Source organism: Paenibacillus septentrionalis (assembly GCF_042659865.1).
GTDB classification, from domain to species: Bacteria; Bacillota; Bacilli; order Paenibacillales; family Paenibacillaceae; genus Pristimantibacillus; species Pristimantibacillus septentrionalis.
The window spans coordinates 140718-166100 of sequence record NZ_JBHSTE010000008.1 but is presented as its reverse complement, the minus strand read 5'-3'; the positions used below and the strand labels follow the sequence as shown (position 1 = coordinate 166100).

Sequence of the window (25383 nt, the reverse complement as noted above, 5' to 3'; positions counted from 1 at the left end):
TGGGGGTGGACGTGCAGCAATGCATGGAGCTGACCAGTACTAATCGGTCGAGGGCTTATCCTAAAGCGTTTGGTAGCGAGCGAAAGCGAAGGACCAGAACGCACATCGGAAGCATAGCGGTTTCGTACCCTAACTTCCAATCGAATCGCTTCGATGAATCTAAACTTTCCTATCCAGTTTTGAAGGTGCAAACCTTAAAGCTCACGATATGTCTTTCGCTTCTAGCGAATGATGTATAGATAAAGCGACCCTCATTCCAAAAGAATGTTCGAGCGTATCTATACATTATGAGCGATCGAATAGATGTTCAATGAGCATATACAAAATGTTTGGTGATAATGGCGAAAGGGAACCACGCGTACCCATCTCGAACACGACCGTTAAGCCTTTCAGCGCCAATGGTACTTGGACCGCAGGGTCCTGGGAGAGTAGGACGTTGCCAAGCACGAGGAAAGTCTACTGCGTTGCAGTAGGCTTTTTTTGTTGTTTTTGGATTTTTATCGTTAATTTGTTGTCTTTAGATTTTGTGTAGATTAAGTTGATACTAGATTTTCGCATCTAAAGTAAGGATGGATGAATATGGTAGTGATTAGTGCAAGAGGAATGATTTGCTATGTATGTTTAGTTCCTGTATAATCTGCTAAACCAATTCATTGGAGGGGTTAGGATGAGCTTATCGATTATACGACCATTAACACTTGCAGATTTTGAACAGAGCATGAGTCTGTCTTCTTTTGCGTTTCAATTTCCACTAACAGCTGAGCAACTGGAGGAAAGAAGAGCAACCTTTTTAAATGAGAATGACTATCGACTCGGTGTTTTTTCAGACCACTCACTCTGTGCGCAGGCTACTCTGCTAGACCTTAGCATTTATATTAACCAACAACCATTCAAAATGGGTGGTATAGCAGGGGTAAGCACATGGCCAGAGCATCGCAGACACGGATATGTTGCTCATATTCTAAAAGAGCTGCTGATGCATATGAAACAGCACGGTCACACGATCTCCATGCTTCATCCATTTTCATACGGATTTTATCGCAAATTTGGCTGGGAAAGTTACATTGAATATAAACGTTATGAGCTAGGCGCTGAACATATCGAGCTATTGCTAAAACAGCATAAGCATACAGAGAAAACTGGTACTGTAAGACGGTTGGACAGTTTACAGCCGCTCTTTGAAGTTTATGAGCAGTATGCCGTCCGCTTTAATGGAATGCTTGCTCGTACAGAGCAATGGTGGGAAAATCGTATCCGTAGTCGTAAAAAGGGTGTGGTCGCTGGTTATTATGATAAACAGCAACAATTACAAGGATATATGATTTATGAAGTACTTAATCGTGAGATGACCATTCACGAATGGATTAGTCTAACGAAGGAAGCAGAGCAACAGCTTTTACTGTATATCGCACAGCATGACTCCATGGTAGATCGTGTAACATGGATAGCACCATCAGACGACAGCTTCGCCTTTTTCCTAAACAAACCTCGGTTCAAGCAGGAAGTGATTCCATACTTTATGGCGCGTATTGTCGATGTGGAATCGTTTATTCAGCAATATCGATTTAATGCTTCTCATCAAGATGAGAATTTTACAATCACAATTAGCGATGAGCATGCGCCCTGGAATGATGGTATTTTTCAACTGCGCATAGCATCGAGCGGAGAGGCTACACTAACGAAGAAGGAGCAAGTGGACCCGAATGGGTCACAAATTTCACTTTCAATTGGTACTTTGACCGCATGGCTGCTTAACTACCAAAAAGTTGAAGTTTTTCAACGATTTGATCATATAACAGGCAGTGCTGATGCAATGAAACGCTTACAGTTGCGAATAGCAGAACATACGACCTATTTAACAGATTTTTTCTAATTTAATGAACATTTCGTCTTTTTTAACAGCGGCAAAATCACTATTTTTCCAGTGTGGTGGCGCATTGACAGCCCCTAACTCAAGTGATAATATTGCAATAATATACATGCAGGGACAAGAAAAATAAGGGAAAATAAGGGAGGATCATACTCGTGTGGGAAAATAAATTCGCTAAAGAAGGGCTAACGTTTGACGACGTATTGCTTATTCCTCGCAAATCAGAAATACTACCTAGATCTGTTGATGTATCGGTTCGTTTGAGCGATACAGTGAAGCTGAACATTCCTTTGATTAGTGCAGGTATGGATACCGTAACGGAGTCTGCTTTAGCGATTGCAATCGCTCGTGAAGGCGGAGTTGGTATTATCCATAAAAATATGACAATAGCACAACAAGCAGAAGAAGTGGATCGTGTAAAACGTTCGGAGAGCGGCGTCATTACGAATCCATTTTCTTTAACACCAGATCATCATGTCTATGATGCTGAAGAGCTTATGGGCAAGTACCGTATTTCCGGGGTACCGATTGTAGATGAGAATAAGAAGTTGGTCGGAATTTTGACAAACCGTGACTTGCGTTTTGTACACGACTATTCCATCAAAATTAAAGAAGTGATGACGCATGATGAGCTTGTAACAGCGCCAGTCGGAACAACACTGGAGCAAGCAGAAGTTCTGTTGCAGAAGCATAAAATTGAGAAGCTTCCAATTGTGGATGAAGAAAACACATTGAAAGGCCTCATTACAATTAAAGATATTGAAAAGGCGATTCAATTCCCGAATGCGGCGAAGGATAGCCAAGGACGCTTGCTTTGCGGAGCAGCGATAGGGATTTCCAAGGATACGCAAGAGCGTGCTGCTGCTTTGGTTGCAGCAGGTGTAGATGTTCTTGTCGTAGACTCGGCGCACGGACATTCATCGAATATTCTAAATGCAGTAAGAGATTTGCGTAATTCGTTCCCTGATTTAACGATTATTGCTGGTAACGTAGCAACAGGTGAAGCGACTCGCGATCTAATCGAAGCAGGCGCATCCGTTGTTAAAGTCGGTATTGGTCCTGGTTCTATTTGTACAACCCGTGTTATTGCAGGGATCGGCGTTCCACAAATTACTGCGATTTACGATTGTGCAAGTGTTGCTCGTCAGTACGGCGTACCAATTATTGCAGACGGCGGTATTAAATATTCTGGCGATATTACGAAGTCCATTGCAGCAGGTGCAAGTGCGATTATGATCGGTAGCTTGTTTGCTGGAACTGCAGAAAGCCCTGGAGAAACAGAAATTTTCCAAGGCCGCAGCTACAAGGTATATCGTGGTATGGGTTCCCTTGCAGCAATGAAGGCTGGAAGCAAGGATCGTTATTTCCAAGAAAATGAAAGCAAGCTAGTCCCAGAAGGTATTGAAGGACGAGTAGCTTATAAAGGACCTCTTGCTGATACAGTTCATCAGTTGATTGGTGGTTTGCGTTCAGGTATGGGTTATTGCGGTACACCTACATTAGAGGAGCTTAAAAACGATACACAATTCATTCGCATCACAGGTGCTGGATTGCGTGAAAGCCATCCGCATGATGTTCAAATTACTAAAGAAGCGCCGAACTATTCACTATAACGCTTCAATTTAGAAAGTCAGAGCTAACCACAGGATATAGGTTATGCTCTGGCTTTTTTATATTTAAAAATATACAGTTTATGGGTCTAGTCTTTATATTTGGTTCAATAGTACGAGGGCAAAAAGTTTAACTAGCAGGATGAAGTATGTTACAATAACATATGGACAATCCAATGGGAAAAGGGGAATAAAGGTGTTGAAAACTATGGGGAAAATTCGATTATTATCGATCATCATGCTATGCTCTTTGCTGCTAGTTTCGTCGTTTGCGATGAGTGCGCCAAGTGCAGGAGCAGTTGGATATAATAACAGACCGAGTACTGAAAACTCACTTGGGCTTCAAGTGAAATCAGCGATACTAATCGAATTTGAAACCGGTCAGGTAATGTACGAGGTTAATCCTGATGAGTCGTTGCCAATCGCAAGCATGACAAAGCTTATGACAGAGTATATCGTAATGAAGGAAATTGGTAACGGTCGTTTGACCTGGGATGAAGTCATTACTGTAACACCTGAAGCTGCGGATACACACCCATCTGAATCGCAAATTTATTTGGCTGCTGGTGACCAGCATACCGTTGAGGACTTATATATCGCAATGGCAGTTGGTTCTGCCAATGATGCCACGAAAGCATTGGCTATCGCGGTCGAAGGAAGCATTCAAGCATTCGTTGATCGTATGAATGAAACGGCTGAGGAGTTAGGCTTAACTTCTGCTGTATTTACAAGTGTAACAGGACTAGAGGACACTACGATGATGTCTGCACGTGATGTGTCGACATTGGCTCGTCATATTTTGATTGAGTATCCGGATTTTCTGAAATACTCCAGCTTGCAGGAATACAAGTTCCGCGAGCGTGACGATGCGCCAATGATTAACTTCAACTATATGCTTGGTACGAACGTGAACAAATCAGGTCTTAAGCATTTGGCTTACGAAGGGGTAGACGGATTAAAAACAGGCTTTATTAGTGCAGCAGGCTATAACTTCGCAGGTACGGTTGAGCGCAATGGCTTGCGTTTTATCAGTGTTGTTATGGATACACGCTCAAGAGATGCAAGATTTTTGGAGACAGCCTCGCTATATAACTATGCTTACGCAACCTTTGAAAAGCAAACAGAGATTTCTCCGAAGAGTGTAGTAGAAGGATACGAAACGGTTAAAATAAAAAAAGGCGTAGATAAGGAAATTCCAGTTGTGACAAGCAAGGATGTTACGATTGTGACAACGAAGGGCAATGAGCCAGAGCTTGAGCTTGTAAGTGCAGATTTGCTGACTGAAGAAGAGCTGGTAGCTCCAATTGCTGCAGGAACGAAAGTAGGTACGCTAACCTACAAATTTGTCGATCAAAACGATGTTGAACTGGAGTATTACGTTGATTTGATAACGACAGCTGATGCAGAAAAGGCTTCCTGGTTCAAGCTGTTCTTCAGAGGAATTGGCGACTTTTTCTCTGGTCTGTTTGATCGCATCCTAAATATCTTTTAATCCGAGTGAGTTACAAGGAAATAAGGGCTTGTCGAAGTGCCTTCCTTCCTGTAAAATCAATGCTTAGAGTAATAACGGTGATCTATCTTAATAGAGGCGTATTTTAGGAGGAGACGTAACAATGGAAACAGGTACTTTTCGTGTAAAAAGTGGTATGGCAGAAATGCAAAAAGGCGGCGTTATTATGGACGTAATGAACGCCGAACAAGCAAAAATTGCTGAAGCTGCGGGTGCTACAGCAGTTATGGCGCTTGAGCGTGTGCCATCTGATATTCGTGCGGCTGGTGGCGTAGCGCGTATGGCTGATCCTACAATTGTAGAAGAGGTTATGAAGGTTGTTTCTATTCCAGTTATGGCGAAAGCTCGTATCGGACATATTGTTGAAGCAAGAGTGCTTGAGTCCATGGGTGTAGACTATATTGATGAGAGCGAAGTTCTTACGCCTGCTGACGAGATTTTCCACATTAGTAAGCATGAATTTACAGTACCTTTTGTGTGTGGCGCTAAAGATCTTGGTGAAGCGCTTCGTCGTATTCAAGAAGGTGCAGCGATGCTTCGTACGAAAGGTGAGCCAGGAACAGGCAACATCGTTGAAGCGGTTCGTCATCTTCGTCTAATTAACGGACAAATTCGTAGAATTCAAAACTTGTCGAAGGACGAGCTGTACAATGAAGCAAAAGTATTAGGCGTTCCTTATGACTTGTTGCTTGGCGTACATGAAACAGGCAAGCTTCCTGTCGTAAACTTCGCAGCTGGCGGCGTTGCAACACCTGCTGACGCAGCATTAATGATGGAGCTTGGCGCAGATGGCGTATTTGTAGGCTCTGGTATTTTCAAATCCGATAGCCCGGAGAAATTTGCACGTGCAATCGTTGAAGCTACAACACATTACCAAGACTACAAGCTAATTGCTGAGGTTTCTAAAAATCTTGGTACTCCGATGAAGGGTATCGAAATTTCCAAGCTGCATGCAGCTGAGCGTATGCAAGACCGCGGTATTTAATTGAGCTTAACTAAAATGATATAGATAGACCCTAAGAGCCGAGCTATCCAGTATTCTGGGTAGGTCGGCCTTTGCGAAAAAAGGGGAGGATTTGGATATGAAGGTTGGAGTGTTGGCGCTGCAAGGAGCAGTTGCAGAGCATATACGCAGCTTGCAGGCCGTTGGCGTAGAGGCTGTTGCAGTAAAACGAGTAGAACAGCTGGATGAACTGGACGGACTTATCATTCCTGGAGGAGAAAGCACGACGATCGGAAAGCTTATGCGCAAGTATGGCTTTATGGATGCTCTTGCACAGTTTCATGAGGCGGGCAAGCCGTTATTCGGCACATGCGCTGGTCTAATTGTGCTAGCCGATCAGATTGAAGGGCAGGAAGAAGCTCATTTGAAACTAATGAATATGAAAGTAGCACGCAATGCGTTTGGCCGTCAGCGTGAAAGCTTTGAGGCTGTACTGCCAGTGAAGGGCATTGAAGAGCCGATCACGGGTGTATTTATTCGCGCACCGTTGATTAAAGCGGTAGGTGAAGGTGTAGATGTACTGTCGGAGTTCAAGGGAGAAATTGTTACAGCACGTCAAGGCACGCTGCTGGCATGCTCATTCCATCCAGAGCTTACGGATGATGTACGCCTGCACGCTTATTTTGTAGATATGATAAAAGAGGCACAAGCATTGCGTGCCTAGCATTGAATCCTGATATTCAACTGCTGGAAAGGGGACACTCATGTTAGATGTCAAATTATTGCGCACGGACTATGCAAAGGTGGAGGAAGCGCTTCGCAATCGCCAAGCATCCTTAGATCTGATTGCGCCATTTCCTGAACTGGACCAAAAGCGCCGTGAGCTTATTCAAGCGACAGAGCAATTAAAGAATCGACGCAATACTGTTTCTCAGGAAGTGGCTGCGATTAAAAAGAGTGGTGGAGACGCTGATGCATTAATCGTTGAAATGCGTGAAGTTGGTGACCGCATCAAGGAACTAGACGATGAGTTGCGTGTGCTTGACGCACAGGTTAATGACTTGTTGTTATCTATTCCGAATATTCCACATGCTTCCGTGCCAGTAGGTGCTTCTGAAGAAGAAAATGTAGAGATTCGTCGTGTAGGAGAACCAGCAGCATTTGCTTTCGAGCCAAAGGCGCACTATGATCTTGCTGCCGATCTAGCTATTCTTGATTTTGAACGTGCTGCTAAAGTAACTGGCTCTCGCTTTGTATTCTATCGCGGTCTAGGCGCTCGTTTGGAGCGTGCTTTAATGAGCTTTATGATGGATCTACATAGCGATCAGCACGGCTATGAGGAGATTTTGCCGCCTTATATCGTCAATCGTGACAGCTTGATTGGAACTGGACAGCTGCCTAAATTCGAAGAGGATCTATTTAAGCTCGCGGATACAGAATATTACTTGATTCCGACTGCAGAAGTTCCGGTAACGAATATTTTGCGCGATGAGATTTTAGATGCCGATGCGCTTCCTGCGAAGTACGTGGCATTCAGTGCGTGCTTCCGTTCAGAGGCGGGCGCAGCTGGTCGTGATACGCGCGGATTGATTCGTCAGCATCAGTTTAACAAGGTAGAGCTAGTGAAGATTGTGAAGCCGGAAGAATCGTACGAGGAGCTTGAGAGCTTGACGCAAAATGCGGAGAAGGTGCTGCAGCTGCTTGAGCTTCCATATCGCGTCATTACGCTATGTACAGGCGACATGGGCTTTGGATCAGCAAAAACTTATGATATTGAGGTTTGGCTTCCTAGCGCAGGAACATACCGCGAGATTTCTTCTTGTACAAATTTTGAGGATTTCCAGGCGCGTCGTGCCGGTATTAAGTATCGTCCAGAGCCGAAAAGCAAGCCGGAATTCGTTCATACCTTGAATGGATCAGGATTGGCGCTTGGCCGTACTGTAGCCGCTATCCTTGAAAATTACCAACAGGAAGATGGTTCCATCGCTATTCCAAAGGTGCTTCAGCAGTATATGGGCGGGGTCGAGGTTATCGCTCCAAAATAATTAAAAAAAGTTGAAAAAGGGGTTGCATTCCCCTTTTCAACTGTGCTATACTCTTTCTTGTCAGCAAAACTTAATACTTTCTGGAGAGATACCGAAGCGGTCATAACGGGGCGGTCTTGAAAACCGTTAGGGTGCAAGCCCACGGGGGTTCGAATCCCTCTCTCTCCGCCAATTATGAATGTTCACGCTCAAGCTTAGGCTTGAGCGTTTTTGATTGTCCGAAAATATCATGCTTGTTGAACTACAAAAGCGCTAGGCATCCCAGATGCTCAGCGCTTTTGTGGTTAGAGACACTTATTTAACAAAACGGAAAATAAATGGATAACGATAGTGCTGTCCTTGATTGGTTTTTACGGTAGCAATAATGGCGAATACGATCCATACGACATATACGGCAGGAATTAAAATGAAACCAATTAGCAGGAAGACAGACAAGAGGGCAATCACTGAAAAAATGGTGTAGGTAATGTTAAAGTTCAAGGCTTCTTTAGCGTTTTCAGCAATGATGTGGGATTGGTCTTTTTTTAGCAGCCATATAATAAGTGGACCAATGAATCCAAATATAAAGCCAGTCCCTGAGAAAAATAAACCTACAAGTGATGATAAATGTGCGAGCATACTCCATGTTCGTTCATCTTGTGTATTCAATATCAATAACCTCCATTACTTATTTCGATAAACAGCTAATCTCTATACTATATAAGTCGTCTATGTTAAATATACTATAAATTAAATAAAAAACTAGATTTAATTGGAAAATGAAAATAAAAAATGTAAAATAAGAATAGATACTTATGTTTTCTGATTAATAGTAGGGAAAAGATTTCGACAAATTTTTTGCCCTGTAAAGGATAGGACTTATTAAGTATTGTAATAAACAGATAATAAACAGTATAATTTGAGAGATAACCACTATATTTGTCGAAAAATAACTTTTATTCGTAATAATGTATCGACAGCATCTAACACACATCAGTACATGAACTCGCTATAATGTAACATAAGCATGATTGAAAATAGAGGAGAGTGAGTCGAAGCGAGCTATGGAAAAGAAACTTATTGAACTTCAACTACAATCGCTTCGGGACAAGCTCTACGAGGTGGTAGAGGAAAAAGGGAGCTTTACACACCCTGCCGTCCTCGCAATTAGTGAAGAAGCGGATCAACTCATAGTTGCCCTGCAAACGATGAAAATACATGGGGAACAAAGTGAAGCCGCTCACTGCAAATCATCATCCAAATGATGAATCTGAACCATATTCTTTTTGCGTTGTTCACGCAATGCTCTAAAAAAATTTGTCAGCAGAGCTGCACATTCTTGCTGAAGCACATTTCCGGTTAGTTCTGTTTCATGATTGAAACGGGGTTCCTGCAATAAATTCATCAATGTTCCGGCACAACCTGCTTTTGGGTCGGCTGTACCAAATACGACACGCTTAATACGAGCTTGCACAATAGCACCTGCACACATTGGACAAGGCTCGAGTGTTACATACAGTGTGCAATCTAGTAATCGCCAAGCATCTAGAGCTTTGCTAGCCTGCTGAATCGCCATTATTTCGGCATGAGCGATAGGATTATGCTGCGTCTCCCTGAGATTATGTCCGCGACCAATAATGACGCCTTCCTTTACAACGATGGCTCCGATTGGTACTTCTCCTAATTGTTCTGCCTTTTTGGCTTCGGCAATGGCTTCTTTCATCCACCGTTCGTCTTGATCTGAAAACATTGGATTCTCCTTATCTACAGAAATATATGTTTATACATCGAACAAACATTCTTTTGTTAACATACTGTGCACAAGTTTGTGTATAACTATTAATTATCCACAGTTTAATCCACATATCATCCACGATATGCACAGATCATTGTGGAATATGTTAGTAATTTGTTGATAAGTCAATTGATTAAGGGTGTGAGTCCGTGTCACTTAAGTATAAGCTTAGTATAACTATAGCAGGTTTGCTGCTGCTTGTAATTGTCTTGTTTCAATTTCTATGGGTGTATAATCAACAGCAAAAGACGATGGAATTATTGGATCGAGCCTCACAGACATTATCCGAGCGGTTGTTCCAACAGATGAATGTCCAAGCTCCGCAGGCTGAAAAGCAGCTATCGGAGCTATTTCAGCTGTTTCAGGCAGAAAAGCCTTATATGCTCGAGACAGCCATCATAAATGAACAGACCGGGGCAATGCTTTTGTCAGCAGGCAATAAAGAGATGCTGGAAGCGGCACTCACCAAGCGGATCGCACAGCCAAATGAGGAAAGTACATATCAGTTTCAAGCGGTTAAAACGGATGACCGCAATTATTACATAAGTGATTATCGCGAACAAATAGGAAGCGTGTACAGAGTGATTATGCTATACGATAAACAAATATACGACAGCATGTATAGCAATGATAACAACTTGTTTTATGCAGCACTCATTTATTTGGTTTTCTTTACGTGTATCGTTAGCTATTGGTTTGTTTCTCGCATGCTTCGACCGCTCAAGGACATTTTATGGAAAGTAAATGAGGTATCTTCCGTTCGCTTTCAACGGCCCATTCCAATCACCACCAAGGATGAGTTTGGGCTTTTAGCATTTAAAATTAACGCGATGAGTCAGAATTTAAGTATTTATATGAACAAACTGAGACATGCGTTTGATGAGAACAGACGGATGCGCTTGTATATGGAATCCTTTATTAATCATTCTTCTGACGCGATCTATATTATGGATGTTGAGGGAAGAATTATTCAAGCCAATAAAGCATTTGAAGAGCTGTTTGGTTATACAGCGGCAGAAACAATCGGTAACCGATATCGGGTTGTACCTGAGTATCTCATTCGAGAAAAGGAAGAGCTGCTTAAAACGGTCCAAAAAGGCGAGGTTATTAAACCTGTGGAGACCTATCGGCAAACAAAGGATGGCGAGCGTATTCCGGTAAGCATTACGATCAGCCCAATTCGTGATATCAATAATGAAATTACGGGCTTTGCGAACATATGTCGGGACATGCGTCATCGCCATCGTATGGAAGAGCTGATGCGTCGCTCAGAGAAGTTGAATACTGTTGGTCAGCTTGCAGCGGGAGTAGCTCACGAGATTCGAAATCCGCTTACTACATTAAGAGGGTTTTTACAACTGCAGGAGTATAGCAATAAGTTAAATTTGGACCATGTACGTGTCATGCTCTCAGAGCTTGAGCGTATTAATTTAATAGTGGGAGAATTTTTAATATTGGCGAAGCCGCAAGCGGTTAAATTCAAAATGCGGGACGTTCGCGATATTATTAGTGAGGTTAGCGCATTTATGAGTAGTGAAGCGCTGATGCACAACGTTGTGATTAAGGAGAATTATACGAAGGATGATTGCTGTATACCGTGTGAGGATAATCAGCTAAAGCAAGTATTTATCAACGTGCTGAAAAATGCGATAGAAGCGATGCCAAACGGTGGTCATGTACATATTGCAATTCAACGTCTTGCTAATCATGTTAGTGTGCAGGTAACAGATGAGGGGATCGGCATGGATGAGGAGACCTTGCAGCGCATTGGTGATCCTTTCTTTACGGTGAAGGAGAACGGTACGGGGCTAGGTATTATGGTTAGCCAAAAAATTATACAATCTCATCAAGGTCTAATGGAGCTGAGCAGTCAGCTTAATGTTGGAACAACGGTAAGAATTTTACTTCCATTGCAGGAGGATAGAACAACTCAGTTGGCAGAAGCAAGCAATCTGTAAAGACTGTAGGAGTGTGAGGGAGCGTTGAAAGCAGTTATCGTTGGTGCGACAGGTCTTGTAGGCAGAGAATTAGTCCGTTTGTTGCTGAACAATAAAAATTATAGCAAAGTGACAGTTATTGCACGAAAACGATTAAGTGTTGTACATCCACGATTAGAGCAGCAGCTCATCTCCTTCGATGAGCTCCATGAATGTCCAAAGGAATGGTTTGAAGATGCAGATGTGTTTTGTGCGTTAGGTACGACCATAAAAAAAGCCAAAACGAAGGAAATGTTTAGACGTGTAGACCATGACTATGTGATCGAAGTGGGCAAGCTGGTTGTCAGACATCAAGCAAGAAAGCTGATTGTCGTGACTGCAATGGGCGCTAATGAACAATCCATGTTCTTTTATAATAAAGTGAAAGGTCAGACGGAGCGGGATCTCCAGGAGCTTAAGCTTCCTCAGCTAATTATTGTACGTCCCTCGCTTATTATCGGTGATCGGCATGAGTTTCGTTTTGGAGAGGCGATGGCAGTGAAGCTCAGTGGTTGGCTATCCTTTGCTTTTAAAGGTAGAATGAGTAAATACAAACCAAATGAAGCAAAAGTAATTGCTCAGGCCTTGTCCAAGCTAGCCTTGCTTTGCACAGAGCAGGTTCGAGTCGTAACCTCTGACGAGATTTCGTATTGGTCCAGGCAGAAGGTATATTAAGTCAACGGGGTGGCATTTTGAGAATCAATAAATTTATTAGCGAGACAGGCTTTTGCTCGCGTAGAGAGGCTGACAAGCTGGTTGCTGACGGTAGAGTTACGATTAATGGAGCGAAGGCAGAGCTAGGCAGTCAAGCAGAGCTGGGAGATGACGTGCGAATTGACGGACGCCGAATTGGCGCTCAAAAAAAACATGTTTATATCGCCTTGCATAAGCCGGTTGGAATTACGAGTACGACCGAGCGTCATGTTAAAGGCAATATTGTTGATTTTGTCAGTCATCGTGAACGGATTTTCCCGATAGGGCGTTTAGATAAAGATTCAGAAGGACTCATTCTGATGACAAACGATGGGGATGTCGTGAATCCAATTTTGCGATCTGAAGGAAAGCATGAAAAGGAATATGTTGTGACGGTTAATAAGCCAATAACAGCAAGCTTTCTAAAGGGGATGGCGGAAGGGGTTTATATTCTAGGCAGTATGACGCTTCCATGCAAGGTTAAACGCGTTGGTACTAGCACCTTCCATATTATTTTAACGGAAGGCCGCAATCGTCAAATTAGACGTATGTGTGAGGCGTTTGGCTACAGCGTACTGCGGTTGAAACGCATTCGCATCATGAATATATTATTAGGTGATCTGCCCAAAGGGAAGTGGAGAGACCTTACAGAGGACGAAAAACGCATCTTGTTTCAGGAAATTGATTATAACCCAGCAACATAAATTAAGGCGTGTCTGACGTTTCTAACGTCCGACACGCCCTTTTATTATTGCTCTGTTATGCCAATGCTTTGTTGCTTGTGAGTATCGAAGTAATTATGCACGATCGAAATTTCCACGCGTCGATTTTGTGCGCGGCCTTCGCTCGAATCATTTGAAGCTACCGGGTGGTACTCACCATAGCCAACCGTACTGAAGCGCTTCGGATCGAGATCGTTGTTTGTAAGCATAATATCTAAAAATCGTACAGCTCGCATCGCGCTCAAATCCCAGTTGGATCTGAATTCAGCGTTTCGAATTGGCGTGTTATCGGTATGACCCGCTATGACAATGTTGAAATCCGGATAATTTTCGAGCATTTCCGCAATGCTGACGGCTAGTTCTCGGCCGTCTTGATTAACGGAAGCTTCAGCGGAATTGAACAATGCATTATCACGTATCGTAATTAGCAGCTGGGACATATTCAATGAGGTATCCAAGCTGGTTGTCAGCCCGTTCTCAGCGATATAGTCATCGATCTGCTGCTTAAGCTTGCTAAGCTCACTTTCGCTTTGCTCGAGCAGTTGATTAACCTCTTCTTGAGTAAGTGGCTCTTCATTGGTCTGCCCGTCATTTTCCGCATCTTCCATGCCGCCTGACTGAAATTCAACGTCTGGACCACGTTCCACGATTGCAGGCATATCCAGTACGCCTTGTCCGCTGCTGCTAAAAGCAACACTAAAGGCGCGAGATAGCTCCTGAAATTTTTTAACGTCTACTTGATTCATCGAATATAGAACGATAAACAGGGCAAGAAGCAAAGTCAGTACGTCCGCATAAGGGACGAGCCACGATTCATCAATATGCTCTTCATGATCCTCATGTCTACGCTTTTTGCTCAACGTCTCCTTCCTCCTTCGCTTTCATAGCTTGACGTTCCGTAGGTGTTAAGAATACGGATAGCTTTTGTTCAATCGCAATCGTAGACACGCCGGATTGAATAGACAATAAACCCTCCAGCATCATTAGACGAATTTGGATTTCAGCTTTAGATAGTCGCTTTAGCTTGTTCGCCATCGGATGCCATAGCACATAACCAGTGAAAATACCTAGCAGCGTCGCCATAAATGCCGCTGAAATCGCATGTGCGAGCGAGTCCATATCACTCATATCGGCAAGTGCCGCGATAAGTCCAATTACCGCTCCTAGAACCCCTAACGTTGGAGCGTATGTACCAGCTTGTGAAAAAATTAGAGCTCCCGCTTTATGGCGTTCCTCTGTCGCAGAAATATCCTCGAGCAGAACGTCGCGAACGAGATCCTGATCGTTGCCATCAATAATCATTCGCATGCCATTTTTCAGAAATGGATCATCAATATCGTCTACTTTTGCTTCTAGCGCAAGCAGACCTTCACGGCGGGTAATACCTGCCCATTCAACAAATTGTTTAATTAGATCCTCACGTTTCGGTAGAGGACGCTCAGTGAATAATAGTTTGAATAGTGTACCAGTTCTTTTGAGCTCTTCCAAAGGAAAAGCGATAGTTACTGCAGCGATTGTGCCGACAATGATAATCATAAATGCTGCCGGATTAAGGAAGGCGCTCAAGCTGGCACCCTTAAATACCATACCAAGGACGATGGCTATTACCCCTAAAATTAGACCAATAATTGTTGAATTCTTCATCATACACCTCAATTAATCCATTTTCGACATAGAACTACTTATTCTATTATCGTCAAATAGGCTTCTCGACATTAGAGCAAATTTACAATGATCTAATAGAAGAAATAGAAATGTTAAATTGTTAAGATGGCAAAAACAAATAGCATGATATGAATATGAGCGATCACCTCACGACTTTTTTTGTGGATTGTGTCATAATAGAAAGGAATGCTAATGAACAAACAGGAGGGTAAGACAATGGGTGTGCGCCATGCGCGTGAATATAGTGACATTTTGCAGGAGCTGACAGAAGCAGTCGGCTTGATTGAGGATTGCTATCTGTTCTTTGAGATGGAAGAATCTGAATGGAAGGCGCTTCAGCCTGATGAGCAGTATGAGGTTTTGGAAGCGTTGGCAGATGATGTGTTTTATGGCTTGGGCGAGCATCAAGAGATTACGGTAGGCAATGGACAAGTCACCTATCGACCTCAATTGCATCGCATTGATGTATTTGCTGGCGATACCGAGCATCGCAGCATTTCACTAATATAATGATAAACCCTGCGTCTGTCTAATTAGGCGCAGGGTATGTGAACGCATAAAGGAGTTTAGACGTGAAAAAAATATTGTGGCTGGGCTGCCTATCTTACCTTGTTATCGGTATTGCTCACATTATTGGAGGTTCAATTCTCGAACAGCTAATTTCGCATTATGAGCTCTCCTATTCAGATGGCGGACAGTGGATTATGAATCAGTTTCTTGGCTTTCTTGTCGGCGTGTTACTAGGTCCTTCATTATCAACACGGCTAGGCAAAAGGGTCACGATCGTTATTGCATTTGGTGCGCTGACGTTAGCAGAGGCTGTTTACAGCATGTTGCCTCCATGGGAGCTTATGCTTATAGTCGCGCCACTTGCTGGTTTTGGTTTTGGTATGATCGAATCGGTAATTGGAGCACTTATTATTGATTTATTCAAAGGTCAAACCGCTACAGCAATGAGTCGAATCGAAACCTTTTTTGGTCTCGGCGCTTTATTTATTCCGTTAACAGCGGCTATCCTTATTCGATATCAGCTCTGGGAATTGTCTTTCCCAATTCTAACGGCCATAAGCGGCTTAACACTGCTGCTGTGGCTAAGCTTGTCATTTGGCAAAGAGATCGATGAGGGTATCTCGCAGCCCTCCAAGCAGGAACGACAGGAGAAGCCGATCAAGCCAAAATATCAAAAAAGGGCATTGCCGTTTCTTGGATTATCAATGATCTTTTTCTTTCTCTATGTCGGCGTAGAGATGAGCGTGTCCAACTACCTTCCTTCGATCATGATTGAGCGAAGCGGGTTGTCTGAATCGAGTGCAGCTAGTATGCTCAGCTTGTTCTGGGCATGTATGGTGTTGGGGCGACTATTCTGTGGCATCCTGGCCGACCGCTATGGCTACGTGAAATACTTGGTTGTCTCGATGATTGTCGCAGTGCTTGCCTTTATCGGCATGGTACTGAGCACGCAGTCAACGATGCAATTTGTGATGATCGCGGTAGGTGGACTTGGGTTTTCTGGTGTATTTGGTATCGTGCTTGTATATGTAAATGCGTGCCTGCAGGGAATGACAGATCGAACAACAAGCCTGCTCGTTGCTTGCGGAGGTATTGGCGGCGCGTTGTTCCCAAAACTTACAGGCTGGGCGATGGATCATTATAATGCTGCAACAACGATTACGATAGTTGCAGTACTAGTAGGTATTATGCTGACCTTTATGATTGTAATGATGCTTGTTGGTCGTAATCGCAATTTGCAAGAGCAACTGCCAGCATAATTATTTAACAAGGAAAATATAACGATGCTGCAACAAAGGGGTGCTGTTCTTCGTCTATGTAGTTAGAAGAGCAGCACTCCTTTAGATTTAATGTTGCATGCTTGTATAGATGTATGTACAGGCAGTCATATTATCCGGCAACAATTCATAGGATAGTAAAAGAAAAAAAGAGGCACAATCCCTTCTAGTAGAAGAAGATCATACCTCTTTATATATTGCTTATTTGCTTGCTTCAACATACTTTTCATACTTTTCTTCAGAAATTACACGTCGAGCTGTTACATAACGCGGCTTGTAATAAGAAGAATTTAAGGAATCAATGGTTACACCTTTGCTTGAAGATGAATGGGCAAATTTGTTGTCGCCAACATAGATGCCAACGTGTGTGATTCCACCATTGTTGGAGCCGCTTGTATCAAAAAATACAAGATCGCCAACCTTTAGATCCGTTTTAGCTACTTTTGATCCTTCAAGTGCTTGATCAGCTGAACGGCGAGGAAGCTCGATATCCATCTTATCAAATATGTAACGAACAAAACCGGAACAATCAAATCCACTAGTAGAATTACCACCGTATTTGTACTTTGTTCCTTTTACATCTTCAATATTAGTTAGCATTGAAGATGAGCTAGCAGATACGCTTCCTGCTGAGAATGTTAGCAATAGAATGACTGCTAAAAACATCATGCTAAGCTTTTTCACAATTTAAGTCTCCTTCCAGATGTGCCGACGAGGTTAGCTGACGGGTTCGGTTGAAGGTTCCCTATGAAACTACCAGTATGAAGGCTCATACCGCAGCTCAATTCACCCCAATTGGATCCCCCGTTTCTCATGAAAACTCATAAGAATTTGGCGTTAGGCTTACTTGTTACAAGCTATATAATAAACTGAAAATTCGATTCTGTGTAAAATGTGAGAAGATTTTAATTGTTTTCTTTTTTCTCTCATAATTACTAGGATCTTTTTTGCGTAAAAAAATATTGGAAAAAACGTTAAAATGATGGAAGAATCGACGGATTCGCACGGCAAAATGGGTGTATTTTCATGAAAATTTGTGTATCATAAGAGGATAAATATTCGCTGTGTGAAAGGTTGGTCAAGATGGAAAACACTACTGAAACGAAATCGGCTGCTTCTAATTTCATAAAAAATATAGTGATAGACGATTTACAGGAAGGACGTGTGCAGGAGATTGTGACACGCTTTCCACCTGAGCCGAACGGCTATCTTCATATTGGTCATGCCAAATCCATCTGTCTTAACTTTGAGCTAGCAGATGAATTTAAAGGGAAAACGAATTTGCGTTTTGATGATACGAATCCAGTTAAAGAGGATACGGAATATGTAGAGTCGATCATGGAAGATGTAAAATGGCTCGGCTTTGAGTGGGATAATCTGTTCTACGCTTCGGACTATTTTGAGGAAATGTTTAACCGCGCTGTATTGCTTATTAAAAAAGGTAAAGCGTATGTATGCGATCTTACTGCTGAAGAAATGCGTGCAACACGCGGCACGCTGACAGAGCCTGGTCAGAACAGCCCTTATCGTGACCGTTCGGTCGAGGAGAATCTTGATTTGTTCACGCGTATGCGTGCTGGAGAGTTTAAGGGTGGCGAGCGTGTGCTTCGTGCGAAAATCGACATGTCCTCCTCCAACATTACGATGCGAGATCCTGTGCTGTATCGAATTACCCATGCCCACCATCATCGTACAGGAGACGCTTGGTGCATTTATCCGATGTATGATTTTGCACATCCAATCAGTGATGCAATCGAAGGAATCACGCATTCGATCTGTACGCTAGAATTTGAAGATCATCGTCCTTTATATGATTGGGTAATTGCAGAATGTGAGATGGAGGCTACGCCGCATCAATACGAATTTGCTCGTCTAAATATCACCAATACAATTATGAGCAAGCGTTACTTGAAATCACTTGTTGATGAAGGTGTTGTGGAGAGCTGGGACGATCCGCGTATGCCGACGATTAGCGGAATGCGTCGTAAAGGATACACGCCTGAAGCTATTCGCAGCTTCTGCCGTGAAATCGGCGTTGCTAAGGCAAACAGCTTGGTAGAGGAAAGCTACTTGGAATACTTTATTCGAGAGGATCTAAAGCTGAAGGCGCCGCGTACGATGGCTGTGCTTGATCCGATTAAAGTTGTGATCACGAACTATCCGGAAGGACAAGTAGAGTGGCTGGATGCAGAGATCAATGCCGAGAATCCGGAAATGGGCGTCCGTCAAATTCCATTTTCACGCGAAATCTATATTGAGCGTGAGGACTTTATGGAAAACCCGCCGAGCAAGTACTTCCGTTTGTTCCCTGGCAATGAGGTTCGCTTGAAGCATGCTTACTTCATCGTGTGCAATGAGGTTATTAAAAATGAACTGGGTGAAGTGGTAGAGCTTCGCTGCACCTATGATCCTGAAACAAAATCAGGAAGTGGATTCACAGGCAGAAAAGTAAAAGGAACGATTCATTGGGTAGAAGCTTCTATGGCAGTACCTGCCAAGCTGCGCCTGTTCGAGCCGCTAATTGAGGATTCGCCTGAGCTGAAGGATAAGCCATTCCTTGAGCGCATCAATCCTAATTCGATGCGTGTCGTGAACGGCTTTATTGAGCCCAATATGAAGGATGCCGCTGCAGGAGACAAGTTCCAGTTCTTCCGTCATGGCTACTTCAATGTGGATAAAGTAAAAAGCGACGATGGTCAGCTCGTCTTCAATCGAATTGTTTCATTAAAGAGCTCGTTCGATCCGAAGAAAGCGTAAGATAAAGGGAGTGGAACTCGCGTGAGTAAATACTGGAGTCCTCTGACTGCTTCTCTAGAGCCATATGTGCCAGGAGAACAGCCTAAGGATAAAACATATATTAAGCTAAATACGAATGAGAACCCGTATCCGCCGTCGCCTAACGCAATTGCGGCGATGAAGGCAGTCATTAATGAGGATTTGCGCTTGTACCCAGATCCAAATAGCGAGATGCTCATTCAGGCGCTAGCGAAACAGAATGGTTTATCACCGAAGCAGATTTTTGTTGGAAATGGATCTGATGAAATACTGGCATTTGCATTCGCTTCGTTTTTTGATCCAAGCAAGCCAGTGCTGTTTCCTGACATTACGTACAGCTTTTATAAGGTGTACGCGAAATTTTACGGCATTACCCCTAAGCTGATTCCGCTGGATGAGCAGTTCCTTCTCGATGTGAATCAGTTCAAGGGAGAGCATGGCGGCATCATTATTCCAAATCCTAACGCGCCAACCGCCATTCCAATGCCGCTAGCAGATGTAAAGGTGCTGCTGGACAACAACCCTGATCAAGTCGTCATTATTGATGAGGCGTATGTTGATTTTGGAGCGGAATCAGCGATTGCGCTAGTGAGCTCGTATCCGAATTTGCTTGTGATTCAAACCCTGTCCAAGTCCAGATCACTGGCAGGACTGCGTGTTGGCTATGCCTTCGGCTCAGAGGAGCTGATTGAGGGGCTCAACCGTACGAAGAACTCATTTAACTCCTATACCATTGATCGTGTAGCATTAGCTGGTGCAGTCGCTGCAATTGAGGATCAGGCATATTTTCAAGCAACAACGGAAAAAGTAGTTGCTACACGCGAACGTGTTGTAAGCAAATTACAGACACTGGGCTTTATCATAACGCCTTCCAAGGCAAACTTTGTTTTTATTTCTCATCCTACAATTGCGGCTAAGCAGTTGTTTGAACAGCTTCGCGAGCAGGGTGTGCTTGTACGTTATTTTGCTTCACCGCGTATTGATCGGTTTTTGCGCGTCAGTATCGGAACCGATGAGGAGATGAAGGTGTTCCTTGAGGTAATCGAGAGATTAATTGGATAAACAGGTTGATGAACGATCCCTTGTTTTTGTAATGAAGGCGAGGGATCGTTTTTTTCATAGCTGAATGCATAATTCGGGTTCAGTCGTTAAACCTTAATAGGCAAGAGTGGGACGATATTGACAACTAGAACTGTAACGTTTATTATTACAGTATAAAGCAGGGAGGCCCACTGAAGTGAATAGTGAATTTACAATTGCAGTGCATAGTTTAGTTTATTTGGCGAACTTACCGGATAAGATGGCCAGTAGCGAAATGATTGCTGAAAACGTAGGCACTCACTCGGCACGAATTCGTAAAGTGATGAGTGGTATGCGGCGCAGTGGCTTCGTGAATACTAGAGAGGGCTCTGGCGGAGGCTATCGCTTGACAATCGATCCAGATACGGTTACGCTGGCGGACATCTATCGTGTGATGGCTCAAGGCTCATTGATACCGAGCTGGTGCTCAGGAAATCCCGAAGCAGATTGTATGGTTGGCTCCAATATGAATGCTGTTATGTATGGCATTTTCTGTACTGCTGAAAAAAAGCTGGAAGAGCATTTCAGTCATATTACCATTAGTGATGTGCTGAAGGAAATTCGGCAATGCTAGACACCTTACGGTGTGCAGGGTTAGACCCTTAATCATATTACACTTTAAAGTTGGAAAGGATGATTGTGATGGCAGTCGTATTAACGAAAGATAACTTTAACCAATCAATTGAGAACGGTGTTTCTCTTGTAGATTTCTGGGCTCCATGGTGCGGACCTTGTAAAATGCAGCTTCCTATCGTTGAGGAGCTTGCAACTGAGCTTGAAGGTCAAGCTACAATCGGTAAAATCAACGTGGATGAGCAGCCTGAGCTTGCAGCTCAGTTTGGTGTCATGAGTATTCCAACGCTTATTCTGTTTAAAGATGGTCAACCAGTGGACAAAATGGTTGGTCTTCAAAGCAAGGATGCACTTAAAGCTAAAATTTCTAATGTTTAATTGTTGTTCATAATAAAGCTGTCTTTTCGCGGTGCACGTTCACTGCAAAAGACAGCTTTATTTTTTTCATGCAGAAGGACGCTAATCGTTTAATCCCCTTTCTTTGTCGCTTGAGCTAAGGTATAATGACGAAAGTTGTGTACAAGAAGCGTAATTATGAAGTTATCATGAAAAGTTGAAGCGAAAGCTTCCGAAGTACTTTTCATGCGAGAAGTATTCAAGCAATTTATCATGAAAAGTTGAAGCGAAAGCTTCCGAAGTACTTTTCATGCGAGAAGTATTCAAGTAATTTATCATGAAAAGTTGAAGCGGAAGCTTCCGAAGTACTTTTCATGCGAGAAGTATTCAAGTAATTTATCATGAAAAGTTGTAGGAGTTGAGAGTATGGGTCTTTCATGTGGTGTTGTGGGATTGCCGAACGTGGGCAAGTCCACCTTATTTAATGCAATTACGCAAGCTGGTGCGGAATCGGCGAACTATCCATTCTGTACAATTGATCCGAACGTGGGCGTCGTTGAAGTGCCAGACCAACGATTGGACAAATTAGTTGAGCTTGTTAAGCCTAATAATATCGTACCGACTGCATTTGAATTTGTAGATATTGCTGGACTTGTAGCGGGCGCTAGCAAGGGCGAAGGACTTGGCAACAAGTTTTTGGCGCATATTCGTGAGGTTGATGCGATTGTCCATGTAGTTCGCTGCTTCCAGGATGAAAACATTACGCATGTATCAGGCAAGGTTGATCCGCTAAGCGATATTCAAACAATTAATTTGGAGCTCATCTTGGCAGATATCGATTCCGTTGATCGTCGTATTGAGCGCTCTCGCAAAAACTTGAAAAGCGGCGACAAGAAGGTCGCGCAAGAGATTGAAGTATTGGAACGCGTGAAGGAAGCGTTATACAACGATAAGCCAGCACGCAGCATTGAGCTGACTGACGATGAGCTTGCGCTTATTAAGGAGCTTCATCTGTTAACGTTGAAGCCGGTACTCTATGCGGCAAATGTAAGCGAGGATGAAGTGGCTAATGCTGAGGACAATGAGTATGTAAAGATTGTTCGTGAGTTTGCAGCTAGTGAAGGGGCAGAGGTTGTTCCAATCAGTGCGAAGGTTGAATCAGAGATCGCCGAGCTTGAAGGCGAAGACAAGGAAATGTTCCTGGAAGAGCTTGGCCTTGCAGAGTCTGGCTTAAACCGTCTAATTCGTGCGGCGTATAAGCTTCTTGGCCTGTATACGTACTTTACTGCAGGTGTGCAGGAGGTTCGTGCCTGGACCATTCGCAAAGGCATGAAGGCACCGCAAGCTGCGGGCGTCATTCATACAGATTTTGAGCGTGGCTTTATCCGTGCAGAGGTCGTTTCCTACGAGGACTTGGCAGCAGCGGGATCAATGGCTGTAGTGCGCGAACGCGGACAGCTTCGCTTGGAAGGAAAAGATTACGTCGTTCAAGATGGCGACGTTATGCATTTCCGATTTAATGTGTAAGATACACACAGGTGCTCTGATATCCCAATGTGGATAACGGAGCACTTTTTTTATGGATTTAGCGTATAATAATGTATAAAATCAGCAAAACTGTGGATAAACTAATTTATTCATGTGCATATTCCTTTGCTAATTGTGGATGGAACTGTGAATAAAGTGGATAAGTTGTGGATAACTATTAACTTATCCACTTCCAAAAAGCTATGATTCAATGCTGACACTGGATATGATATAATAATAATTATCTTATTTTGAGGAAATGACAGAGGTGAATAACTGTGATAGATCGTTTACAGGCACTGGCAGATCGGTATGAAAAGTTAAGTGAGCTGCTATGTGATCCAGATGTATCCAGCGATCCAAAACGATTGCGTGAATTATCCAAGGAGCAATCGGATTTGCAGGCTGCCTATGATGCCTATACAGAGTATAAACAGGTAAGTCAGCAATTGGATGATGCGAAGGAAATGCTGGGTGAAAAGCTAGATGATGAAATGCGCGAAATGGTTAAGATGGAGCTTGATGAGTTAACTGAGCGCAAGGCGGAGCTTGAGGAGAAGGTACGCATATTACTTCTGCCAAAAGATCCGAATGACGACAAAAACGTAATCATTGAAATACGTGGAGCGGCAGGCGGAGATGAAGCGGCTTTGTTTGCTTATGAGCTTTACCGCATGTATACCAAGTATGCAGACGCACAAGGCTGGAAAACCGAGCTCATGGAATTTACCGAAAATGATCTAGGTGGCTTCAAGGAAGTTATCTTCATGATTAACGGCAAAGGCGCATACAGCAAGATGAAATACGAAAGTGGTGCGCATCGTGTTCAGCGTATTCCAGTAACCGAGTCAGGCGGCCGTATTCATACGTCTACGTCAACGGTTGCGGTTATGCCAGAGGTTGAGGATGTCGAAGTCGAAATTCTCGACAAGGATATTCGTATCGATACCTTCTGCTCAAGCGGGGCAGGCGGACAGTCGGTTAATACAACGAAATCAGCTGTACGTGTACTCCACGTTCCTACAGGAATTATGGCGACTTGTCAGGATGGAAAATCACAAAACGATAACAAAGCAAAGGCATTGCAGGTGCTTCGTGCGCGTATCTATGATATACGTCGTCAAGAAGAGGAAGCGAAATATGCAGGCGAGCGTAAAAGCAAAGTCGGTACAGGCGATCGCAGTGAGCGCATTCGCACGTACAACTTCCCGCAAAGCCGTGTGACCGATCACCGTATCGGCTTGACGCTTCACAAGCTTGATGCTGTGATGAACGGCGAGCTTGATGAAATCGTAAATCAATTAACAATGGCGGAGCAAGCAGAGCTGCTTGAAAAAGAAACAATGGGCGCATAATGCTCACACGATATAAGGGTGTTCAAAATGGATCACGAAGCAGTGAAGGAAACGGGATATAGTCTGCGTTACCTCCTCGGTGCTGAGTCGTTGACGTTAGGAATACTTCAATAAGTTGAACAAATGCGAAAGCGCAAGCCGCAGGCAGCTGGTTGTAGATAGGCTGCGAAGGCTTGCGCTTTCTTGTTATATCTACAAGAGGAAAGGAGCGAAATGATGACAGCCAATCATACAACGCTTGAGCGTTGCTTGAAGGAAGGGCGCACGATTTACGAGCAGCTTCAGCTAGCTGCGTCATATTTGCAAGCTGAGGGTGTGGATGAGGCAAGAGAAAATGCAGAGCTTCTACTCCTGCATGTGTTGAAGCTTGAGCGAGCACAGCTGCTGCTGCAGTGGCGAGATATATTTCCTAGCGAAGTGCTGCCGACTTGGGGTGAATGCTTGCAACGCAAAGGCAATGGTGAGCCTGTGCAGTATATAATAGGCCGTGCTTGGTTTTATGGTCGAAGCTTTGAGGTCTCACCTGCTGTTCTGATTCCTCGTCCTGAGACGGAGCTGCTTGTAGAAGCGATATTGCAGCAGGCTATGCCATGGGAAAAAGAGGCATTGAACGTGCTTGATGTTGGAACAGGGAGTGGTGCGATAGCTGTAACGCTGGCTTCAGAGCGACCTGAGTGGAACGTTATTGCTTCGGATCTATCCCCTGCCGCGCTGGGGCAAGCTAAGGAGAATGCAAGGCAACTAGGTGTTTTGGAGCGAATGACTTGGGTGGAAGGAGATTTGCTGGAGCCTTTTAATCATGGTCAAGCCTTGACACTACACACACAGAGCATAGATATTCTCGTCTCCAACCCCCCTTATATTCCGCAGCGTGATATGGAAGGCCTGCAGCGCGAAGTGAAGGATTACGAGCCTCATCTAGCGCTGGTTGGAGGGGTGGACGGACTGGACCCGTACCGCATCATGCTTGATACATTGTCGAGTTTGAAGCAAAAGCCCAGGTTGGTGGCATTCGAGCTCGGCATCCATCAGCCAGTCATTGTTGCTGAAATGCTTCGCGAGCTTCAGGCTTGGGATGAGGTTCACATTATTCGTGATTATGCCGGAATAGAGCGACATGTGCTAGCTATAAAAAAATAATA

Annotated in this window: 25 protein-coding genes, 1 tRNA gene, 1 rRNA gene and 1 riboswitch; of the genes, 22 read left to right on the top strand and 5 right to left on the bottom strand. The window is 43.6% G+C overall.

All coding sequences use genetic code 11. The features are described from left to right. From ACFP56_RS20345 to ACFP56_RS20305, 9 genes are all read left to right on the top strand, one after another. The coding region (locus tag ACFP56_RS20345) for a hypothetical protein (protein ID WP_379238081.1) at positions 1–239 on the top strand (239 nt) is incomplete at its 5' end. Positions 240–328: 89 nt separating this feature from the next. Continuing rightward, positions 329–445: ribosomal RNA gene (rrf, locus tag ACFP56_RS20340) — 5S ribosomal RNA — on the top strand. A gap of 222 nt (positions 446–667) precedes the next feature. Beyond that, the gene (locus tag ACFP56_RS20335) at positions 668–1873 is read left to right on the top strand and encodes a GNAT family N-acetyltransferase (protein ID WP_379238079.1); all 1206 of its coding nucleotides are present in this window, start codon (positions 668–670) and stop codon (positions 1871–1873) included. A gap of 152 nt (positions 1874–2025) precedes the next feature. Next, positions 2026–3483: an IMP dehydrogenase gene (gene guaB / locus ACFP56_RS20330; RefSeq protein ID WP_379238077.1), complete on the top strand. Its 1458-nt coding sequence runs from the start codon at positions 2026–2028 to the stop codon at positions 3481–3483. Positions 3484–3676: 193 nt separating this feature from the next. Continuing rightward, a complete protein-coding gene (locus ACFP56_RS20325) occupies positions 3677–4972 on the top strand; it encodes a D-alanyl-D-alanine carboxypeptidase family protein (protein WP_379238075.1) in 1296 nt (431 codons plus the stop codon). A gap of 121 nt (positions 4973–5093) precedes the next feature. Further along, positions 5094–5975 (top strand): pyridoxal 5'-phosphate synthase lyase subunit PdxS, encoded by an 882-nt coding sequence (gene pdxS, locus ACFP56_RS20320; RefSeq protein ID WP_379238073.1) that lies wholly within the window; start codon positions 5094–5096, stop codon positions 5973–5975. 97 nt (positions 5976–6072) lie between these two features. After that, complete coding sequence (pdxT, locus tag ACFP56_RS20315) at positions 6073–6657, top strand: pyridoxal 5'-phosphate synthase glutaminase subunit PdxT (protein WP_379238071.1); 585 nt, start codon at positions 6073–6075, stop codon at positions 6655–6657. 40 nt (positions 6658–6697) lie between these two features. Continuing rightward, a complete protein-coding gene (serS, locus tag ACFP56_RS20310; protein ID WP_379238068.1) occupies positions 6698–7978 on the top strand; it encodes a serine--tRNA ligase in 1281 nt (426 codons plus the stop codon). A gap of 82 nt (positions 7979–8060) precedes the next feature. Further along, a tRNA-Ser gene (locus tag ACFP56_RS20305) sits at positions 8061–8149 on the top strand. A 123-nt stretch (positions 8150–8272) separates the two neighbouring features. Here the strand turns inward: ACFP56_RS20305 and ACFP56_RS20300 are convergent. Further along, entirely contained in the window at positions 8273–8626 is a 354-nt protein-coding gene (locus tag ACFP56_RS20300) for a DUF4870 domain-containing protein (protein WP_379238066.1), read from the bottom strand. Positions 8627–9021: 395 nt separating this feature from the next. Here ACFP56_RS20300 and ACFP56_RS20295 point away from each other — a divergent pair, with 395 nt between their 5' ends. After that, positions 9022–9222, top strand: a complete 201-nt coding sequence (locus ACFP56_RS20295; RefSeq protein ID WP_379238064.1) for a Spo0E family sporulation regulatory protein-aspartic acid phosphatase — start codon at positions 9022–9024, stop codon at positions 9220–9222. Here the strand turns inward: ACFP56_RS20295 and tadA are convergent. Beyond that, entirely contained in the window at positions 9198–9707 is a 510-nt protein-coding gene (tadA, locus tag ACFP56_RS20290; protein ID WP_379238062.1) for a tRNA adenosine(34) deaminase TadA, read from the bottom strand. The genes ACFP56_RS20295 and tadA overlap by 25 nt on opposite strands. Before the next feature lie 194 nt (positions 9708–9901). Between tadA and ACFP56_RS20285 the strand changes: the two genes are divergently transcribed. The 3 genes from ACFP56_RS20285 to rluF are packed head-to-tail and all read left to right on the top strand — an operon-like array spanning position 9902 to position 13125. Next, entirely contained in the window at positions 9902–11710 is a 1809-nt protein-coding gene (locus tag ACFP56_RS20285; protein ID WP_379238060.1) for an ATP-binding protein, read from the top strand. A gap of 24 nt (positions 11711–11734) precedes the next feature. Next, positions 11735–12403, top strand: coding sequence for an NAD(P)H-binding protein (locus ACFP56_RS20280; RefSeq protein ID WP_379238058.1), 669 nt, complete (start codon positions 11735–11737; stop codon positions 12401–12403). Between the two features lie 17 nt (positions 12404–12420). After that, the gene (gene rluF, locus ACFP56_RS20275; protein WP_379238056.1) at positions 12421–13125 is read left to right on the top strand and encodes a 23S rRNA pseudouridine(2604) synthase RluF; all 705 of its coding nucleotides are present in this window, start codon (positions 12421–12423) and stop codon (positions 13123–13125) included. 44 nt (positions 13126–13169) lie between these two features. On the opposite strand, the gene ACFP56_RS20270 is transcribed toward rluF, so the two are convergent. After that, complete coding sequence (locus ACFP56_RS20270) at positions 13170–14003, bottom strand: flagellar motor protein MotB (protein WP_379238054.1); 834 nt, start codon at positions 14001–14003, stop codon at positions 13170–13172. Further along, positions 13987–14787: a flagellar motor stator protein MotA gene (motA, locus tag ACFP56_RS20265; protein ID WP_379238052.1), complete on the bottom strand. Its 801-nt coding sequence runs from the start codon at positions 14785–14787 to the stop codon at positions 13987–13989. The genes ACFP56_RS20270 and motA overlap by 17 nt, the downstream gene beginning before the upstream one ends. Positions 14788–15024: 237 nt before the next feature. Here motA and ACFP56_RS20260 point away from each other — a divergent pair, with 237 nt between their 5' ends. After that, positions 15025–15318 (top strand): hypothetical protein, encoded by a 294-nt coding sequence (locus ACFP56_RS20260; protein ID WP_379238050.1) that lies wholly within the window; start codon positions 15025–15027, stop codon positions 15316–15318. Between the two features lie 62 nt (positions 15319–15380). After that, on the top strand, positions 15381–16577 hold the full coding sequence (locus tag ACFP56_RS20255) for an MFS transporter (protein WP_379238048.1): 1197 nt from the start codon (positions 15381–15383) through the stop codon (positions 16575–16577). A 219-nt stretch (positions 16578–16796) separates the two neighbouring features. Here ACFP56_RS20255 and ACFP56_RS20250 read toward each other — a convergent pair whose 3' ends face one another. Next, positions 16797–17279, bottom strand: a complete 483-nt coding sequence (locus tag ACFP56_RS20250) for a C40 family peptidase (RefSeq protein WP_379238046.1) — start codon at positions 17277–17279, stop codon at positions 16797–16799. Between the two features lie 7 nt (positions 17280–17286). Continuing rightward, a riboswitch (cyclic di-AMP (ydaO/yuaA leader) is annotated at positions 17287–17442 on the bottom strand. A gap of 236 nt (positions 17443–17678) precedes the next feature. On the opposite strand from ACFP56_RS20250, the gene ACFP56_RS20245 reads away from it, so the two are divergent. The 7 genes from ACFP56_RS20245 (at position 17679) to prmC (ending at position 25381) form a co-directional block, all read left to right on the top strand. Next, complete coding sequence (locus tag ACFP56_RS20245) at positions 17679–19352, top strand: glutamine--tRNA ligase/YqeY domain fusion protein (protein ID WP_379238044.1); 1674 nt, start codon at positions 17679–17681, stop codon at positions 19350–19352. A 21-nt stretch (positions 19353–19373) separates the two neighbouring features. Next, on the top strand, positions 19374–20432 hold the full coding sequence (gene hisC, locus ACFP56_RS20240; RefSeq protein WP_379238042.1) for a histidinol-phosphate transaminase: 1059 nt from the start codon (positions 19374–19376) through the stop codon (positions 20430–20432). 175 nt (positions 20433–20607) lie between these two features. Continuing rightward, positions 20608–21024, top strand: a complete 417-nt coding sequence (locus ACFP56_RS20235; RefSeq protein ID WP_379238040.1) for an RrF2 family transcriptional regulator — start codon at positions 20608–20610, stop codon at positions 21022–21024. 68 nt (positions 21025–21092) lie between these two features. After that, positions 21093–21401, top strand: a complete 309-nt coding sequence (trxA, locus tag ACFP56_RS20230; protein ID WP_379238038.1) for a thioredoxin — start codon at positions 21093–21095, stop codon at positions 21399–21401. Positions 21402–21785: 384 nt separating this feature from the next. Continuing rightward, a complete protein-coding gene (gene ychF, locus ACFP56_RS20225; RefSeq protein WP_379238036.1) occupies positions 21786–22886 on the top strand; it encodes a redox-regulated ATPase YchF in 1101 nt (366 codons plus the stop codon). 278 nt (positions 22887–23164) lie between these two features. Further along, the gene (gene prfA / locus ACFP56_RS20220; RefSeq protein WP_379238034.1) at positions 23165–24241 is read left to right on the top strand and encodes a peptide chain release factor 1; all 1077 of its coding nucleotides are present in this window, start codon (positions 23165–23167) and stop codon (positions 24239–24241) included. A 216-nt stretch (positions 24242–24457) separates the two neighbouring features. Then, positions 24458–25381, top strand: a complete 924-nt coding sequence (prmC, locus tag ACFP56_RS20215; RefSeq protein WP_379238032.1) for a peptide chain release factor N(5)-glutamine methyltransferase — start codon at positions 24458–24460, stop codon at positions 25379–25381. Positions 25382–25383 lie beyond the last annotated feature (2 nt).

What these genes read in the sequence shown, in the direction of transcription:
- ACFP56_RS20335 (WP_379238079.1), top strand. Translation starts at nt 668, where the DNA reads ATGAGCTTATCGATTATACGACCATTAACACTTGCAGATTTTGAACAG.
- motA (WP_379238052.1), bottom strand. Translation starts at nt 14,787, where the DNA reads ATGAAGAATTCAACAATTATTGGTCTAATTTTAGGGGTAATAGCCATC.
- ACFP56_RS20295 (WP_379238064.1), top strand. Translation starts at nt 9,022, where the DNA reads ATGGAAAAGAAACTTATTGAACTTCAACTACAATCGCTTCGGGACAAG.
- trxA (WP_379238038.1), top strand. Translation starts at nt 21,093, where the DNA reads ATGGCAGTCGTATTAACGAAAGATAACTTTAACCAATCAATTGAGAAC.
- pdxS (WP_379238073.1), top strand. Translation starts at nt 5,094, where the DNA reads ATGGAAACAGGTACTTTTCGTGTAAAAAGTGGTATGGCAGAAATGCAA.
- ACFP56_RS20260 (WP_379238050.1), top strand. Translation starts at nt 15,025, where the DNA reads ATGGGTGTGCGCCATGCGCGTGAATATAGTGACATTTTGCAGGAGCTG.
- ACFP56_RS20245 (WP_379238044.1), top strand. Translation starts at nt 17,679, where the DNA reads ATGGAAAACACTACTGAAACGAAATCGGCTGCTTCTAATTTCATAAAA.
- ychF (WP_379238036.1), top strand. Translation starts at nt 21,786, where the DNA reads ATGGGTCTTTCATGTGGTGTTGTGGGATTGCCGAACGTGGGCAAGTCC.
- prmC (WP_379238032.1), top strand. Translation starts at nt 24,458, where the DNA reads ATGACAGCCAATCATACAACGCTTGAGCGTTGCTTGAAGGAAGGGCGC.
- tadA (WP_379238062.1), bottom strand. Translation starts at nt 9,707, where the DNA reads ATGTTTTCAGATCAAGACGAACGGTGGATGAAAGAAGCCATTGCCGAA.
- pdxT (WP_379238071.1), top strand. Translation starts at nt 6,073, where the DNA reads ATGAAGGTTGGAGTGTTGGCGCTGCAAGGAGCAGTTGCAGAGCATATA.
- serS (WP_379238068.1), top strand. Translation starts at nt 6,698, where the DNA reads ATGTTAGATGTCAAATTATTGCGCACGGACTATGCAAAGGTGGAGGAA.